Raw genomic sequence first — 15609 nt, 5'->3', positions numbered from 1 at the left:
TAAACTCAGTTAATTAATTGCAAAGATGAGGTTAGACCTAAAGTTGTACAGGGGTTACGTGAATGACCAGGAATTGATAGTGTTTGGACATGTTTTTGGTTCCTGGGCGCCCGATAAATATGAGATTGACAGGCGCGGTTACCATCACGCAAAATCTGTTATCAAGATGTTTACGATCAACCCCATCAAAAATGCTGAAATAACCTTACATTTTAAAGACCTGGAAATAAAAACCAGAACTCTGAATGACGGTTATTTCCGGTTTTCCATTCCTTATAACGAATACCTTGATAGTGGTTGGCACCAATATACCGTCACTTGCCAAATTTATGGAAAGGGCATAGTGGCCAGGGGAGAACTCCTGAAACCCTTTAAAAGCAAACTTGGAATCATTTCAGATATTGATGATACCTTTCTTATCTCCCACACCCATAATATTTTTAAAAAATTATATGTGATCCTTACCAGGAACATCAATTCCAGGGAAGTATTTGGGGACGTTGTTCCACATTATCAGGCTTTGAGCCGTGCGGGGCAGGAGGAAGAAGGTAAATTCAACTCCTTCTTTTATGTTTCAAGCAGTGAGTGGAACCTATACCAGTTCATTTTACAGTTTGCCCGCATGCACGAGTTGCCCAAGGCCGTTATAAAATTGAAAAAGATTAAAACAGGCCTGGCCGATTTTTTGTTTACCGGTCGGGGAGGACACGATCATAAATTCATTAAGATCAAGGATATCATTTCCTTTTATCCTCAACTGAAATATGTGCTTATGGGAGATGATTCTCAGCAGGACCCGTATCTGTATGAGCGCATATGCAAAGTTTTCCCTGTGAACGTAAAGGCTGTTTACATAAGGCAAACCACAAGGCGAAGGAAATCAAAGGTGAAGGAAGTACTTAAGAACCTGGAGGAGATGGGAGTTGAAACCTGCTATTTCTCCAATAGTGGGGAAGCTATTTCTCATTCAAAAAAAATAGGGATCGTTTGATCCCCATTTGTTTATTTTCATTTTAAATTAATCCCTGAAAACATTCGAAGGAAAGACCACTACACTTTCATTTCCATCTTTTCCAACTGCTGCTACCCCAAAGAAATAGTTATCTATTACAATACCTTCCAACGTGAAATGGTCGACGTCTCCTACATAACGGGAATATTGCCATTGTGGAGCAGTGGTTTCCCTCCAGTAGATCTTATAACCTGCCGCATCACTGTCTTCAGGTTTTTCCCATTTCAGTTTAGCAGAAGGTTCCACGATCCCTCCAATGGCAACCTCTGTTGGAGCAGGTGGTGCCCAGGCGAGTTTTGCCATATTAATGGCATTAACCGCTGTGAGTTTTTTGGCATACTCGAAATTTACATGCTCCACCACATCGCCGTAATCTATCCCATCTTCAGTACGAATATCCTGGTGTTGTTGATCGTAGTTTTCATGAGCTTCCATGATCCTGATTCCGGGAAATCCGAGATCATTAAAAGGCCGGTGGTGGCCACCCCGACCAAAACGGTCCAGGCGGTAGATCATCATAGGGTTCATCTCGGGCATATAGGCTTCTGTTGTTTTATGAACATAGCGGGCCAGTTGTCTGGAAATCCCGTCAACTTCACCCCCGTAAAACCTTCTCCTGTTACGTTCTTGTTCTGTCTCTGTAGGAGGAACAGGTTCAGAAAAGATCCTGAAGCTGCGATTATCGATCACCCCGTCTACTCCTTTTATATTTCCTATCATATCATTATTGAAAACGCCTATGATATCCCATCCTTCTTCTTTGGCCATTTTTGCAAATCCCTGACCGCCAAAAAGACCTTGTTCTTCTCCTGAAAGGCCCAGGTAAACAATACTGCTGTCAAATTCATATTTTGACAACACTCGAGCGGCCTCCATAGCACCTGCCATTCCACTTGCATTATCATTGGCTCCTGGAGCATCTGTAGTGAAATCCATCGTATCACCGGCCCGGGAATCAATGTCCCCGCTCATTATAATATATCGGTTAGGATATTTTTTTCCTCTTTGCACCGCAACAACGTTTACCACCCATGCATCTTTGGGGACCCTTGCGTTACCTTCTTTAGTGACAAAATCCTTTTGATAAAAGACTTCCAGGCAATTGTTGCATTGCTGTGAGATATTATCAAATTCATTTTTTATAAACCTTCTGGCAGCTCCAATTCCACGGGTTTCAGATACGGTATCGCTAAAAGTATTCCTGGTGCCAAAGCCCGCAAGCTTCCTGATGTCGGTTTCTATGCGGTCCGCAGAAACGGCATCAATTATATCATAAATCCTGAGATCTGTCTGTGGTGGAGCCTGTTCCTGGGCAAAATTGAATAAGGTTCCGGCGAAAAAGAGAATAAAGAAAAGTGGTTTGTACATAGTAGTAAAATGGATGAGATTAAATCGACTCCCAAAGTAGAAAAAAATTAAAACTAAAAAAAGCTACCGGAAAGGTAGCTTTTTCTTGTATTTATGCGAAAGCAAAAGATTTTAGTAAATGATCTTATCGTCACCGTCCATACGGGCTTGCATTTTTTTGGATTTGCCTCTTACCTTAGTTTTCACAGAGTCATAACGGTGAGAAAGGTTATCGGCAAGATCATTGAATTTGCTTTTAGTATCATACATATACTCATTGCTTTTATCAGCGATCCTTCTGCGGGTATCAGTCCCTTTTTTAGGTGCGAATAATATTCCTACTGCGGCACCGGCAGCGGCCCCTGAAAGTATTCCTAATAAGATTTTTCCTGCTTTCATTTTTTTGTTTTTTAGGTTATTTGATCATTTAATATGGTAAATCTAATATACCGCCTTTTTGGCTCTTGCCATGGGCTACCCAAGTTAAGGTTGATTTAAAGTTTCCTTGAAATTGGCTGATTTTTAACAAAGATGCCACTAATTTCAGTGGGTAAGACTCAGGAACTGTGAGAGCAATTCCCTCACCTCTGCCACACTGTTCATATAATATTTGGCTTTGGTCTTGTTCATTCCCACTTTTACCGTAGTTGCCTGTTCAGGGAGTTCTGTAAAAAGGTATTCATCTGTCCAGTCGTCTCCTATTGCAAATATGAAATCGTATTTTTCATCAAGGAGTTTATTTGCTGCCTTTCCCTTATTAACCCCGCTGTTCTTGATCTCCAACACCTTGTTTCCCTGCAGTACGCTTAAACCATGATTAGAGATAAGGTCCCTGAGTACGATAGAAAGCTCATTTGCCCTCACATCTCCCAATTCGGGGTTGGTTTTTCGGTAATGCCAGGCCAGGGAATAGTTTTTTTCCTCGATGAAAGTTCCGGGAGTTCGGTCAACGAAGGTTTCCAGTACGGGCCTAATAGTTTCCATCCAGCTACAGTCAAGGTTTTCGGTTAATTCCCATTCCTGTTCTGCAGTTCTTACCCACACTCCGTGTTCCCCAATGATTTCCACCGGAGAATTTTTCCACCAGTTTTGAAGAGTTTCCTTATCTCTTCCGCTAATGAGGATCACCCGTGTGTTTTCCTGTTCCCCAAGTTTTCTAATTAACCTGAAAAGGTCTTCATCGGGGCTTGCGCTTTCAGGCTGATCCACGAAATTGACCAGCGTACCATCGTAGTCGAGGAAAAGCACCCGTCTCTGGGCAGAACTATACTTTTCAAAAAGGTCTTTCTTGATATTACGTGTGATCTCGATAGTTTTGAACTCATTTCGGGTATTGACGGTTTCCCTGAGATTTTGCATAAAATCCTGGGCCCATTTTTCAACACTATACCGTTTTAATCTTCTTTGGAGTACCTTATTCCTTTTGACCTGCTCCTCTTTTGGCATTTGGAGAGCCAGCTTAATACTGTCAACGATCTGCTCGAAATTATTCGGATTAATGATCAGAGCCTCATTCAGTTCATGAGCCGCACCGGCCATTTCACTTAAGATCAAAACTCCGGTATTATCTGTGCGGGTTGCTACATATTCTTTCGCGACCAGGTTCATTCCATCCCTTATGGGAGTGATCAATGCAACATCACTGGCAGAGTAGAGATCTATTAGATTTTCGAACGGCATGGAGCGGTAAAAATACCAGATAGGTGTCCAGTTGACCGTGGCGAACTGGCCGTTAATGCGTCCCACCAATTCATCTATCTCTTTCTTTAATAACTGGTACTGCGGCACGTTGGTTCGGGAAGGGACCGCGAGCATGATCAACCTTACTTTTTCCTGGTACTCCGGATATTTTTCAAGAAAATATCCAAACGCCCTTATCCTGTTGGCAATTCCCTTGGTATAATCCAGCCGGTCTATTGAAAGGATCAACTGGGTATCACGGGTTACATATTTATGGTAGTCAAGTTTTTTCTGAATATCTGTATTCTCACTGCGGGGCTGCTTCTTGTGTTTAATGGCTGCATCCCTGAATTTGTTGTAATCAATGCCCATGGGAAAGGAATCCACCTTTACGATCCTGTCACTCAAGTTCACTGCATTGAAATTAATATCGTATCTAAGGATACGGTTCACGGAACGTAAAAAGTGTCTCTCGTAATCATAGGTATGGAACCCTATAAGATCTGCGCCAAGCATACCTTGTAATATCTCTTCCCGCCACGGTAAGGTCCTGAATACTTCGTAGGATGGAAATGGGATATGATTGAAAAAACCTATGGTAACTGTCGGATTTTTTTTCCTGATCATATCGGGGAGCAAAAGAAGCTGGTAATCATGGACCCATACGGTGTCATCTTCCCCCAGGTGTTCCAGAACTGCATCGGCATATTTCTGGTTCACCTGTTTATAAGCTTCCCAATGTTCGGGATCGAATTCAGTGTATTCCATGAAGTAATGGAACAGAGGCCAGATGGTCCTGTTACTGAAACCGTAGTAGAATTTTTCGATTTCTTCGGAAGTAAGTGTAACAGCAATACAGGCCTGTTTCCGGGCCTCCTCCTGTACGCTCTCCTTCATATCGTCAGGGATCTCTTCCGCAGAAAGTCCCGTCCAGCCAATCCAGATGCTATCACCCTCCTGATGGAAGGATTTCAAACCTGTTGCCAGGCCCCCGACACTTGGGGTAACTTCAAGATCATTTTCAGAAATATTTATTTGTAAGGGTAGTCTGTTGGAAATAATTATTGTCTTCCCCATAATGTTTTTTAAGGACTTTTTTCTAATTCATTTTCCTTAAATTTCCGAAATTTTAAACGGGGAGACCACCATTTTAAAAGAACTTTAAGACTATATGAATTCACTTGATTACGGGATAATTGGAAATTGCAAAAGTGCTGCTTTGGTATCAAAAGAGGGTTCTCTTGACTGGTGTTGCCTGCCTAATTTTAATTCGGCTTCTGTATTCGCCAAATTACTGGATAATAAAAAGGGAGGTGGGTTCTCCTTTGAAGTAGATGAGAGTTATAAGACCTCTCAAAAATACCTGTGGAAGACTAATATTCTTTGTACCACCTTTGCAAGTGAAGATGCGGCGTTTCAGGTCATAGATTTTATGCCGAGGTATCCCAAAGAAAATGGCAATGGAGGATATTACGCTCCACCAGATGTCATAAGGTTTATTTACCTGCTTAAGGGAAATCCTAAAATTAGGGTGAATTATAATCCTAAACTGGACTATGCCAAGGAAGAGACCTTTACTGAAAATCACAGATACTACTTAAAGAGTTTCACAAAAAAAGGAAAATATGATTCCCTTTACCTGTACACCAGTTTAGACCTGGACCAGGTACTGCACAAAGAAGAGATCAGCCTTACCGGAAATGCATATTTCCTGATGGGGTACCACGAAAAACTTACAGACCAAAGTCTTGAGAGGGCTTATCTCAAATTTCAGCGGACCAAGACCTATTGGATGAACTGGAGCGAGACTACTACAAAATACCCACATTTTAACGAAGAAATAGTTCGCAGTGCTTTGGTGCTGAAAGCTCTTACCTTTGAACAGACGGGTGCCGTGCTTGCTGCAGCCACCACCTCCTTACCCGAAACCATTGGGGAGGTTCGTAACTGGGATTATCGGTTTTGCTGGATCAGGGATGCTTCTATGGTAATAAAGGTAATGGCCGGCTTAGGCCATATGAAATCTGCTCATAAATTCCTGGAATTTATCATTAATATCATCCCTGACAAGGATGAGAAAATGCAGATCATGTATGGAATAAACGGGGAGAAGGAACTAACAGAACATATCCTCACACATCTCGACGGGTATGAAGGTTCCAAACCGGTCCGGGTTGGTAATGCCGCGTACATTCAAAAACAAAACGATATTTACGGAATCCTGATGGAGGTGATCTACCAGCAATTCCTGCAATTTGAAACCACCCTGGAAAACAGTGAGGAGCTGTGGACCATAGTACGTGGAATTGTACGTATCGTCGAAGAGCATTGGAAACAACCAGATAAGGGAATTTGGGAGTTCAGGACAGAAGAGCGCCATTTTACTTTTTCCAAACTTCTTTGCTGGGTTGCGGTTGACAGGGCGATAAAAATTGGGGAGATCCTGCGCCACGGAATCAATGCCGATAAGTGGAAGACACTGCGGAAGGAAATCTATGATGATATCTATGAAAATGCATGGAATGAGGAAAAACAGGCCTACACCCAATCTTATGGCGTGAGTGATCTCGATGCTTCTACTTTGCTCATGGAAACTTATGGTTTTATAAGGGCAAAAGATCCACGTTACATCAGCACTGTAAAGGCGACCGAAAAGGAATTATGTTATAACGGCCTAATGTTCAGGTACAAGAACAAAGATGATTTTGGTATTCCGTCCTCTTCTTTTACCATTTGTACCTTCTGGTTGATCAACAGCCTGTATAAAATCGGAGAAAAGGACAGGGCCCTGAAAAGATTTGATGAACTGCTTTCTTACAGCAATCACCTGGGTCTCTTCAGTGAAGACATAGATTTTGAAACCAAAAGGCTGCTGGGGAATTTTCCGCAGGCCTATTCCCATCTTGCACTTATTGAAACCGCAATGAATTTTTCCCAGGGTCTCTCTTCTGAAGAACGCCTGCAGGCAATGCTTCAGCAAGATGACTTTCTCTAGTAGGTGTTAAGTTCCTTTCAAAAAAAGGCCACCTTTTAAGGTGGCCCGGTAGATATAATCGAATGCACATTAATAAACTTTAGAAACAGTAACGGTTTTCACTGATCACTTTCTCTGCAATGGTATTTCTCAATTCCACGACATTGGGTTGATTCTGGTATTTAGTGAACCTTTTTAATCCCATGAGCATCATCCTTTGTTCGTCACCTTCAGCAAAAGAAACAATTCCTTCTTTAGCGCTGGTATTTATGAGATCAACAGCATGGTACAGGTAAAGTTTAGACATGGCTATCTGGTGTTTTTGAGCTTCTTCACCAAATCTTTTGGCATTCTTTTCTGTTCTTAGAAGAGTTGACTCTGCCATGTAGATCTCAATAAGAATATCAGCAGAGGCCAGTAACAACTGTTGGTGATCTTCCAGTTGAGGTCCAAATTTTTGTACGGCGCTACCGGCAACCATCAGGAATACCTTTTTCAGGTTAGCAAGGATCTCTTTTTCTTCAGCAAAAAGCTCAGAATAATCGGGTTTATCAAAAGAGGGGATCCCGGTAAGTTCTTCTCCAACTTTGGTCGCCGGTCCAAGAAGGTCGACGTGTCCTTTCATTGCTTTTTTGATCAACATTCCCACACAAAGCATTCTGTTGATCTCGTTGGTCCCTTCATAGATGCGGGTGATGCGGGCATCCCTCCACGCAGATTCCATAGGAGCATCTGCAGAGAATCCCATTCCTCCATAGATCTGGATCCCTTCATCTGTACAGTTCTGAAGATCTTCAGAAGCGGCTACTTTTAAGATCGAACATTCTATTGCATATTCTTCAACACCTTTCAACTCGGCTTCCTGGTGTGAAGCACCTTCTTCCTGGCGAATGCTTATACGGTCTTCGATATCTTTAGCCGCACGGTAAGAAGCTGATTCCCCTACGTAAGCTGAAGTAGCCATCTCGGCTATTTTTGATTTTATTGCTCCAAATTGTGCGATCGGGGTTTTAAACTGCACCCTTTCGTTAGCGTAATTCACTGAAGAAGTGATCACCCTGCGTTGTGCATCCAGACAGGCACCGGCAAGTTTGATGCGACCCACATTAAGGGCGTTCATCGCGATCTTGAATCCGTTTCCTCTTTCAGAAAGCATATTTTCCACAGGAACCTTTGTTTCATTGAAAAATACCTGTCGGGTAGAGGAGGAGTGGATACCAAGTTTCTTTTCCTCTTCTCCCATAGAAATTCCGTTATCGGGATCATTTTCCACGATGAAACCAGTAATGTTCTTGTCATCTTCTATCCTGGCGAAGACGATCATCAGGTCACAGAAACCGGCGTTGGAGATCCACATTTTTTGTCCGGTGATGCTGTAGTACTTGCCATCTTCAGAAAGTACGGCTTTGGTCTTTCCTGAATTAGCATCACTACCGGCGCCCGGTTCAGTAAGGGCATAAGATCCAAACCATTCTCCTGTGGCCAGCTTGGGAACATATTTTTTCTTCTGTTCCTCGGTTCCGTAAAGGGTTATTGGTAAAGTACCGATACCTGAGTGGGCACCAAAAGCGGTGGAAAAAGATCCTGTTGCCCCCGAAATGTAATCAACCACCAACATGGTAGTAACAAATCCCATTCCCATACCTTCATATTCCTCAGGAACAGAAACTCCCAAAAAGCCCATTTCACCCGCCTTTTTCATCAGGTCTTCGGTTAGCTGGTAATTTTTCTTTTCGAACTCTTCTTTTTTAGGCCAGATCTCACGATCTACAAATTCCTTAACCGAATCACGCATCATTTTCTGCTCTTCCGTAAAATCTTCGGGAGTAAAGACATCTTCTGCCTTTGTTTCCTTAACAAGGAATTGCCCCCCGCGAAGGAGGTCTTTTTTGCTGCTATCTGTTTGTGTGCTCATCGTTATATAGATATTAGACTTGAGATATTAGATTTTAGAATCTTCTCAAGCTCATGATTTTTATTCTTTTTTATTATCTCAAATCTCAAATCTCTTAAGAGAGAAATTCAAAAACTCCCGCAGCTCCCTGTCCTGTTCCTACGCACATGGTGACCATACCGTATTTGTTCTGCAGGTTTCGTTTTCTCATTTCATCCAGTAACTGAACAGTCAGTTTCCCACCGGTACAACCCAGTGGATGTCCCATCGAAATTGCCCCGCCGTTTGGATTCATCCGGTCCATATCAAGACCTAATTCCCGAATTACCGCTAGTGATTGTGAAGCGAACGCTTCATTGAGTTCTATAAGCTCCAGATCTTTAATTGAGATCCCAGCCTGTTTAACGGCTTTCGGAATTGCATATACCGGTCCGATACCCATGATCCTTGGCTCAACTCCAACTGCCGAATAACTCACCAGTCTGGCGATGGGCTCCAGGTTTAGTTCTTTTACCATTTCCTCGCTCATTACCATCACAAAAGCGGCTCCGTCACTCATCTGTGAAGAATTTCCGGCTGTTACGCTTCCGCCTTCTGCAAATACGGGTCGCAGTTTTGCCAATACTTCTTTTGAGGTATCTGCCCGCGGACCTTCATCTTTATTGACGGTATAGGATTTTGTCTGTTTTTTGCCGTTCTCATCAACATACGTTTGATCTACCGTGATGGGCACGATCTGATCCTGAAAACGATCCTCTTTTTGAGCTTTTAATGCTTTCTGATGAGAGTTAAAGGAAAATTCATCCTGGTCTTCCCGGGAAACATTGTATTTTTTGGCCACTGCTTCCGCAGTTAATCCCATTCCCCAGTAATAATCTTCTTTTCCGGCTTTTGCCAGTTTATAATCGGGTACCGGTTTATAACCTCCCATAGGGATATAGCTCATACTTTCTGCACCTCCGGCGATAATACAATTGGCCATACCGCTTTGGATCTTGGAAGTTGCGATGGCTATAGTCTCTAACCCTGATGCGCAGTAGCGGTTCACGGTCATTCCTGGAACATCCTCGGTTTTAAGACCCATTAGGGAAATAAAACGCCCCACGTTAAGCCCTTGCTCGGCTTCAGGCATCGCGTTTCCCACGATCACGTCATCAATTCGTTTTTTATCAAATTCGGGCAGCTTATCCATCATAAACTGGATGGTTTCTGCCGCTAATTCATCTGGCCTTTTAAATCTGAATACTCCCCGCGGCGCTTTTCCCACTGCAGTTCGGTATCCTTTTACGATGTAAGCTGTTTTCATCTTTTAGTATTTAGATGTTAGTATTGAGTATTGAGAAATACTCACTTTCCTAACGATTTTATTAATGCATAATTCATTTTCTGCACCTCTATTACTTCTGAAATAACAGGATGTACATTTTCTTCTGAAATTAGATTGAGCCTGTGGGAGAGGATGAGCTGAGTCAATAATTCATATGATGATCCACTCGCGATGCTTAAAAAGTTCCTGAATTCTCCATTTGTAGATCTTCCTGCCCCTTCAGCAATATTGGAAGGAACAGAAATTGCACTGCGTCTTATTTGACTTGTCAAGCCAAATCTTTCCTCGGAAGGAAATTGCGCAGATAGTAAATAGGTCTTCTCGGCAATATCCATTGCTTTATTCCAGATCTTCAGATCATCCAATTTATGCATCGCTCTAATGTTTTAAACTATTTCTCAATACTCAATACTCAATACTCACTACTCACTACTCAATTCTAATTTCTCAATGGTTTACCCTTCTGCAACATATGCTGCAATCTCTCCAGTGTCTTTTTTTCTCCTGTAAGAGATAAAAATGCTTCCCTTTCTAAATCAAGGAGGTATTGTTCGCTCACGTAAGAGTTTTCAGACAGATCTCCTCCCGCCATTACGTAGGCTAGTTTGTTGGCGATCTTCTTGTCGTGTTCACTGATGTATTTTCCGGCGAACATTTGGTCTGTTCCTACATAGAAAGCACCCAGAGCTTGTTTCCCCAGTACTTTTATATCGGTTCTCATAATTGGTTTGGTATATCCATTTTCTGCCATGAGCAGCGCGTGTTGCTTGGCAATTGCCAGCTGACGGTCAGGATTTACTACCACGATGTCTTTTCCTTTTTGAAGAATGTTTAGGTCATAGGCCTCATAAGCTGAGGTGGAAACTTTCGCCATACCAATGGTGAGGAAATGTTCGCGGAGACGGTTTAACTCCACATCATCTTTTTGGAATGTATCAGATGCCCGGACGGTCATCTCTTTAGAACCTCCTCCGCCGGGGATTACCCCAACTCCAAACTCTACCAGTCCTATGTAAGTTTCGGCTGCAGCTACAACTTTATCTGCGTGCAGGGAAAGTTCACAACCACCACCTAAGGTCATTGCGTGTGGCGCAGCGACTGTTGGAATAGAGGAATAGCGCATTCTCATCATGGTGTCCTGGAAATATTTTACAGCCATGTTCAGCTCGTCATATTCCTGCTCAACCGCCATCATAAAGATCATCCCAATATTGGCTCCCACAGAGAAATTTTTTCCGGTGTTGGCAACTACCAGTCCCTGGTATTCTTTTTCAGCAAGGTCGATTGCCTTGTTGAGTCCATCAAGGACATCACCTCCTATTGAGTTCATTTTACTGCGGAACTCTACATTCAGAATTCCGTCGCCAAGATCTTCTACCACAACTCCACTGTTACTGAATACTTTCTTAGATTCCCTGATGTTGTCGAGGATAATGAAAGCATCCTGCCCTGGGATCTTCTTGTATTCTTTTGCAGGAATGTCGTAATACCACGTGTTGCCGTCCTTGACGGTGTAGAAACTTTTATTGCCTTTCTCCAGCATCTCTTTTACCCAGGCTGCAGGCTCTTTACCTTCAGCTTTCATGATCTCTATCCCTTTTTCAACACCTATGGCATCCCATATCTGGAAAGGACCATGTTCCCAGCCGTAGCCGGCTTTCATGGCATCATCGATCTTATAAAGTTCTTCGGTGATCTCCGGTATACGGTTGGAGGAATATGCGAAAATGGCAGCAAAGTTCTTTCTGTAGAATTCTCCGGCCTTGTCTGTTCCGTTCACAAGGATCTTGAAACGATCCTCCACCTTATCTACGGTTTTGGTTTGTTCAAGAGTAGCGAAATTTGCTTTTTTCTGAGGGCGGTACTCCAGGGTTTGCAAGTCGAGGGATTGAATCTCACTGGAGCCGTCATCTTTCTTTATTTTCTTATAAAACCCTTGTCCGCTTTTGCTGCCAAACCATTCATTTTCTATCATTGTCCCAATATAATCGGGCATTGCGAACAAATCGTGTTCTTCATCCTTGGGAACTCCTTTATGAAGGCCCTCGGCCACGTGGTTGAGGGTGTCGAGACCTACCAGGTCCACGGTTCTGAAAGTGGCAGATTTCTGCCTTCCTATTACAGGTCCTGTAAGTTTATCTACTTCTTCAATGGTAAGGTCTAGTTCTTTAACCATATGGAAAAGACTCATAATACTGAAAGTCCCTATTCGGTTTCCAATAAAAGCAGGAGTGTCTTTTGCAACAACAGATTTCTTTCCGAGGAATTTCTCCCCGTATTCATTCAAAAATTCCAGTACCTCTTCAGAAGTTTTTGGTCCCGGAATGATCTCAAATAATCTCAAATATCGCGGAGGATTGAAAAAATGCGTTCCGCAGAAATGCTTCTGAAAATCTTCACTGCGACCTTCACTCATCTGCTGGATTGGGATACCCGAAGTATTGGAGGTGATAAGGGTTCCCTCTTTCCGGTATTTTTCAAGGTTGTCAAAAACCTGTTTTTTGATATCCAGTCGTTCCACAACGACTTCCATGATCCAGTCAACTTCTGAAACTTTAGAAATATCATCTTCGAGATTTCCCGTTGTAATACGTTTCGCGAAATCTTTATGATATATGGGAGAAGGTTTTGATTTTAAGGCATCCTGAAGGGCAGTATTCACAATACGATTCCTTACCTGGTCATCCTGCAGGCTAAGGCCCTGTTTCTTTTCCTTTTCGGTCAACTCTCTGGGCACTATGTCCAGGAGTAAAACCTCTACTCCAATATTAGCAAAATGGCATGCAATACCGCTTCCCATGATTCCGGAACCGATTATTGCAACTTTATTGATTCTTCGTTTCATATTATTGATCTTATTTTGATGAGAGAAGGAAATCCTCCTTCCTTTCTATTCTTTATATATCTTTTTGGAAGCGATGAGGTCCATTATCTTGTAAGCTACTTCAAGGAATTTTTGAAGGTCCTCCTCAGGGATTTCTTTTTTTACTGCCTCGTCAAAAGTGAGAACTACTTTTTTGGAGTAATCTCTCATTTCCTTTCCAAATTCGGTAAGATAGATAAGGACACTTCTACCATCAGTTGGACTTTTTTTCCTGGTGATAAGGCCTTTTTCTTCCATCGTTTTTAAAGTCCGGGACAGACTGGTTGCTTCCATTCCCATTTTTGGTCCAAGAGAGGTGGAGGGGGTGCCATTCTCCGGATCAATGCTCAACAGAGCAAAACCCGTAGCCATTGTACTTCCTTCTTTACTGGCCTCTTCATTGTACATTTTGGCGATTGAAATCCAGGTGGCCCGAAGCACATAGTCAATGGTTTTTTCTTTCATAGGAACTCAAAGTTAAGAAAATTTTATTATGCACGCATAGCAAATATAGAAATTCTTTTAACTTTGACAGAAGCCTTTTAAATTTATTTGATTTTCATAAAAAAACCCCTCACAAGAGAGGAGTTTAACAGCATTTTTATGATTAAAGGTTATTCTGTTTAAAGATTTTCTGAAGATTCCAAATCATCCTTGAACTTGATCCATTGATCTTCGAGGAAGAATTCTATTTGTGAAGAATTATTGGTTTCGATAACAGCGCCAAGATGATCCTCTTCAATAACACGGTTTATTAATAATCTTATTTCGTGTTCGGTTAAATGCATTTTCTTCTGCATATAAATGTAGTAATGGTTTTCAAGAAAAGAAATATGTTTTTCCTTTTGCTCAAAAGTGATGTTTCTCTTCAATCTTTTCGTCCTCCCATTTATGGCATTAAGAATTGGATCGATTTTGAGTGAACCTACCAAAAGTCCTAATAAGTGAATTGGTTTGAAATCCCCTGCCGTTTTCAGCCTCCTTTCATTCACGGAAAGTTTCTCAATTTTCTTCGGAATGATGCCCAACGACACCGCATTGATCTCTGAAGTTTCATTTACAACTACTTCCCGCAATTCACTTGTGTTTTCGGTCATATTAAAGATCAGTGGACCTTGTAAATCCCTTTTTCCGACAAAATTAATCAAGTCATTCATGCCTACGTGAGACAGTACCAAAGTATCTCCGGCCTTTAATTTCAATATGAACTGACCTGAATGGTTTGAAACAGAAAACTTTCCAGTGGAGACATTCTTTACATGTACATTTTCAAGAGGTGAATTATTTGCTTTTACCATTCCTTCCATCTGAAGGCGTTCCTGTGCCTGAAGGTTCTGGAGAAATAAGGAACAAAGGATAAACAGAAGATATTTCATGAGTGCATTTAGAGAGGTTAAAATAATATTTTTATTTATAGGCGACAAAATGATATTTTTGAGACCTCAGCCTTTATTTTTCCTGAACTTAATCCATGCCTGAGAAGAAAATAAACCCAAACACATTTCTTATCTTTGACCGCTAATAAAATTTAAAATGCTCAATTATCCTTTACGTTTTGAACCAATCCTCAAAGAAAAGATCTGGGGAGGAAATAAATTACGGAAGGTGCTTCACAAAAACTCTGAAAATGAGAACATAGGTGAAAGCTGGGAGATCTCGGGTGTAGAAAATAATATCTCAGTTGTAGAAAACGGGCTTTTAAAAGGAAGTTCTTTAAAAGGCCTTTTGCTGAAATACAAAGACAAATTGGTAGGGGAGAAGGTTTACCAAAAATTTGATTCTGAATTTCCCTTACTCATCAAGTTCATTGATGCGAAAACCGATCTTTCTGTTCAATTACACCCTGATGACAAGATCGCCCGAAATCGGCATAACTCCTCTGGAAAAACTGAGATGTGGTATATCCTCCGGGCAGATGAAGGAGCCAGGATCAATATTGGTTTCAGTAGAAAGATTTCCAAAAAGGAATACCTGGAGCACCTGGAAAGTGGAACTATTACAAAATTGCTCCACTTTGAAGAAGTAAAGGAAGGCGACGCGTTCTTCATAGAACCCGGAAGGGTGCACGCTATTGGCGGCGGAGTTTTACTGGCCGAAGTGCAACAGACTTCCGATGTTACCTACCGAATCTACGACTGGGACCGGGTTGATGAAAAAGGAATTCCGCGGGAACTGCACACAGAACTGGCGCTTGATGCCATAAAATTTGACCAAAAGAGCGATTTCAAACTGGATTTTGCCCGGAATTTAAACCAGGCCTCCAGGATATTGGAGTGTAAATATTTCACCACCAACTTTCTTCCAGTTGCGGGCACTATAACCCGGGATAATACTTCCCTGGATTCTTTTGTGATCTATATGTGCGTAAAGGGCTTGGCAGAGGTATCTGTAAACGGGAATTCAGAAAGTATTGCAATGGGACAAACCCTCCTTATCCCTGCTGAAAATAAGAAAGTCAATATCTCTTCTGAGGCGGCAGACCTGCTGGAAATCTATGTGAGTTAACTGTCCT

At 42.0% G+C, this 15609-nt stretch carries 12 protein-coding genes; 3 read left to right on the top strand and 9 right to left on the bottom strand.

Going from position 1 to position 15609, the window contains the following annotated elements:
* Positions 1–25 precede the first annotated feature (25 nt).
* Positions 26–991: an App1 family protein gene (locus ACFSTG_RS14390; RefSeq protein WP_380754626.1), complete on the top strand. Its 966-nt coding sequence runs from the start codon at positions 26–28 to the stop codon at positions 989–991.
* A 27-nt stretch (positions 992–1018) separates the two neighbouring features.
* On the opposite strand, the gene ACFSTG_RS14385 is transcribed toward ACFSTG_RS14390, so the two are convergent.
* From ACFSTG_RS14385 to ACFSTG_RS14375, 3 genes are all read right to left on the bottom strand, one after another.
* Positions 1019–2380 (bottom strand): M28 family peptidase, encoded by a 1362-nt coding sequence (locus ACFSTG_RS14385; RefSeq protein ID WP_380754621.1) that lies wholly within the window; start codon positions 2378–2380, stop codon positions 1019–1021.
* 111 nt (positions 2381–2491) lie between these two features.
* The gene (locus ACFSTG_RS14380; RefSeq protein WP_380754616.1) at positions 2492–2758 is read right to left on the bottom strand and encodes a YtxH domain-containing protein; all 267 of its coding nucleotides are present in this window, start codon (positions 2756–2758) and stop codon (positions 2492–2494) included.
* 144 nt (positions 2759–2902) lie between these two features.
* Positions 2903–5116: a bifunctional alpha,alpha-trehalose-phosphate synthase (UDP-forming)/trehalose-phosphatase gene (locus tag ACFSTG_RS14375; protein WP_380754613.1), complete on the bottom strand. Its 2214-nt coding sequence runs from the start codon at positions 5114–5116 to the stop codon at positions 2903–2905.
* A 94-nt stretch (positions 5117–5210) separates the two neighbouring features.
* On the opposite strand from ACFSTG_RS14375, the gene ACFSTG_RS14370 reads away from it, so the two are divergent.
* A complete protein-coding gene (locus ACFSTG_RS14370) occupies positions 5211–7034 on the top strand; it encodes a glycoside hydrolase family 15 protein (RefSeq protein ID WP_380754610.1) in 1824 nt (607 codons plus the stop codon).
* Between the two features lie 79 nt (positions 7035–7113).
* Here the strand turns inward: ACFSTG_RS14370 and ACFSTG_RS14365 are convergent, their stop codons facing one another.
* The 6 genes from ACFSTG_RS14365 to ACFSTG_RS14340 form a co-directional block, all read right to left on the bottom strand.
* Positions 7114–8928: an acyl-CoA dehydrogenase family protein gene (locus tag ACFSTG_RS14365; RefSeq protein ID WP_380754607.1), complete on the bottom strand. Its 1815-nt coding sequence runs from the start codon at positions 8926–8928 to the stop codon at positions 7114–7116.
* Positions 8929–9022: 94 nt separating this feature from the next.
* Positions 9023–10213 (bottom strand): acetyl-CoA C-acyltransferase, encoded by a 1191-nt coding sequence (locus ACFSTG_RS14360; RefSeq protein ID WP_380754604.1) that lies wholly within the window; start codon positions 10211–10213, stop codon positions 9023–9025.
* 41 nt (positions 10214–10254) lie between these two features.
* Complete coding sequence (locus tag ACFSTG_RS14355; RefSeq protein ID WP_380754601.1) at positions 10255–10608, bottom strand: four helix bundle protein; 354 nt, start codon at positions 10606–10608, stop codon at positions 10255–10257.
* A gap of 65 nt (positions 10609–10673) precedes the next feature.
* Positions 10674–13079 (bottom strand): 3-hydroxyacyl-CoA dehydrogenase/enoyl-CoA hydratase family protein, encoded by a 2406-nt coding sequence (locus ACFSTG_RS14350; protein ID WP_380754598.1) that lies wholly within the window; start codon positions 13077–13079, stop codon positions 10674–10676.
* Between the two features lie 45 nt (positions 13080–13124).
* A complete protein-coding gene (locus tag ACFSTG_RS14345) occupies positions 13125–13562 on the bottom strand; it encodes a MarR family winged helix-turn-helix transcriptional regulator (RefSeq protein ID WP_380754595.1) in 438 nt (145 codons plus the stop codon).
* A 158-nt stretch (positions 13563–13720) separates the two neighbouring features.
* Positions 13721–14473 (bottom strand): carboxypeptidase-like regulatory domain-containing protein, encoded by a 753-nt coding sequence (locus ACFSTG_RS14340; protein WP_380754592.1) that lies wholly within the window; start codon positions 14471–14473, stop codon positions 13721–13723.
* A 157-nt stretch (positions 14474–14630) separates the two neighbouring features.
* Between ACFSTG_RS14340 and ACFSTG_RS14335 the strand changes: the two genes are divergently transcribed.
* On the top strand, positions 14631–15602 hold the full coding sequence (locus ACFSTG_RS14335) for a type I phosphomannose isomerase catalytic subunit (protein ID WP_380754589.1): 972 nt from the start codon (positions 14631–14633) through the stop codon (positions 15600–15602).
* Positions 15603–15609 lie beyond the last annotated feature (7 nt).

It is taken from the genome of Salinimicrobium flavum (assembly GCF_042684505.1).
Taxonomy (GTDB): Bacteria; Bacteroidota; Bacteroidia; order Flavobacteriales; family Flavobacteriaceae; genus Salinimicrobium; species Salinimicrobium flavum.
Note: the sequence above shows the minus strand (reverse complement) of the source record. Positions and strands in the feature narration are given on the sequence as shown.

What these genes read in the sequence shown, in the direction of transcription:
- ACFSTG_RS14360 (WP_380754604.1), bottom strand. Translation starts at nt 10,213, where the DNA reads ATGAAAACAGCTTACATCGTAAAAGGATACCGAACTGCAGTGGGAAAA.
- ACFSTG_RS14355 (WP_380754601.1), bottom strand. Translation starts at nt 10,608, where the DNA reads ATGCATAAATTGGATGATCTGAAGATCTGGAATAAAGCAATGGATATT.
- ACFSTG_RS14365 (WP_380754607.1), bottom strand. Translation starts at nt 8,928, where the DNA reads ATGAGCACACAAACAGATAGCAGCAAAAAAGACCTCCTTCGCGGGGGG.
- ACFSTG_RS14345 (WP_380754595.1), bottom strand. Translation starts at nt 13,562, where the DNA reads ATGAAAGAAAAAACCATTGACTATGTGCTTCGGGCCACCTGGATTTCA.
- ACFSTG_RS14385 (WP_380754621.1), bottom strand. Translation starts at nt 2,380, where the DNA reads ATGTACAAACCACTTTTCTTTATTCTCTTTTTCGCCGGAACCTTATTC.
- ACFSTG_RS14350 (WP_380754598.1), bottom strand. Translation starts at nt 13,079, where the DNA reads ATGAAACGAAGAATCAATAAAGTTGCAATAATCGGTTCCGGAATCATG.
- ACFSTG_RS14340 (WP_380754592.1), bottom strand. Translation starts at nt 14,473, where the DNA reads ATGAAATATCTTCTGTTTATCCTTTGTTCCTTATTTCTCCAGAACCTT.
- ACFSTG_RS14370 (WP_380754610.1), top strand. Translation starts at nt 5,211, where the DNA reads ATGAATTCACTTGATTACGGGATAATTGGAAATTGCAAAAGTGCTGCT.
- ACFSTG_RS14375 (WP_380754613.1), bottom strand. Translation starts at nt 5,116, where the DNA reads ATGGGGAAGACAATAATTATTTCCAACAGACTACCCTTACAAATAAAT.
- ACFSTG_RS14390 (WP_380754626.1), top strand. Translation starts at nt 26, where the DNA reads ATGAGGTTAGACCTAAAGTTGTACAGGGGTTACGTGAATGACCAGGAA.
- ACFSTG_RS14335 (WP_380754589.1), top strand. Translation starts at nt 14,631, where the DNA reads ATGCTCAATTATCCTTTACGTTTTGAACCAATCCTCAAAGAAAAGATC.
- ACFSTG_RS14380 (WP_380754616.1), bottom strand. Translation starts at nt 2,758, where the DNA reads ATGAAAGCAGGAAAAATCTTATTAGGAATACTTTCAGGGGCCGCTGCC.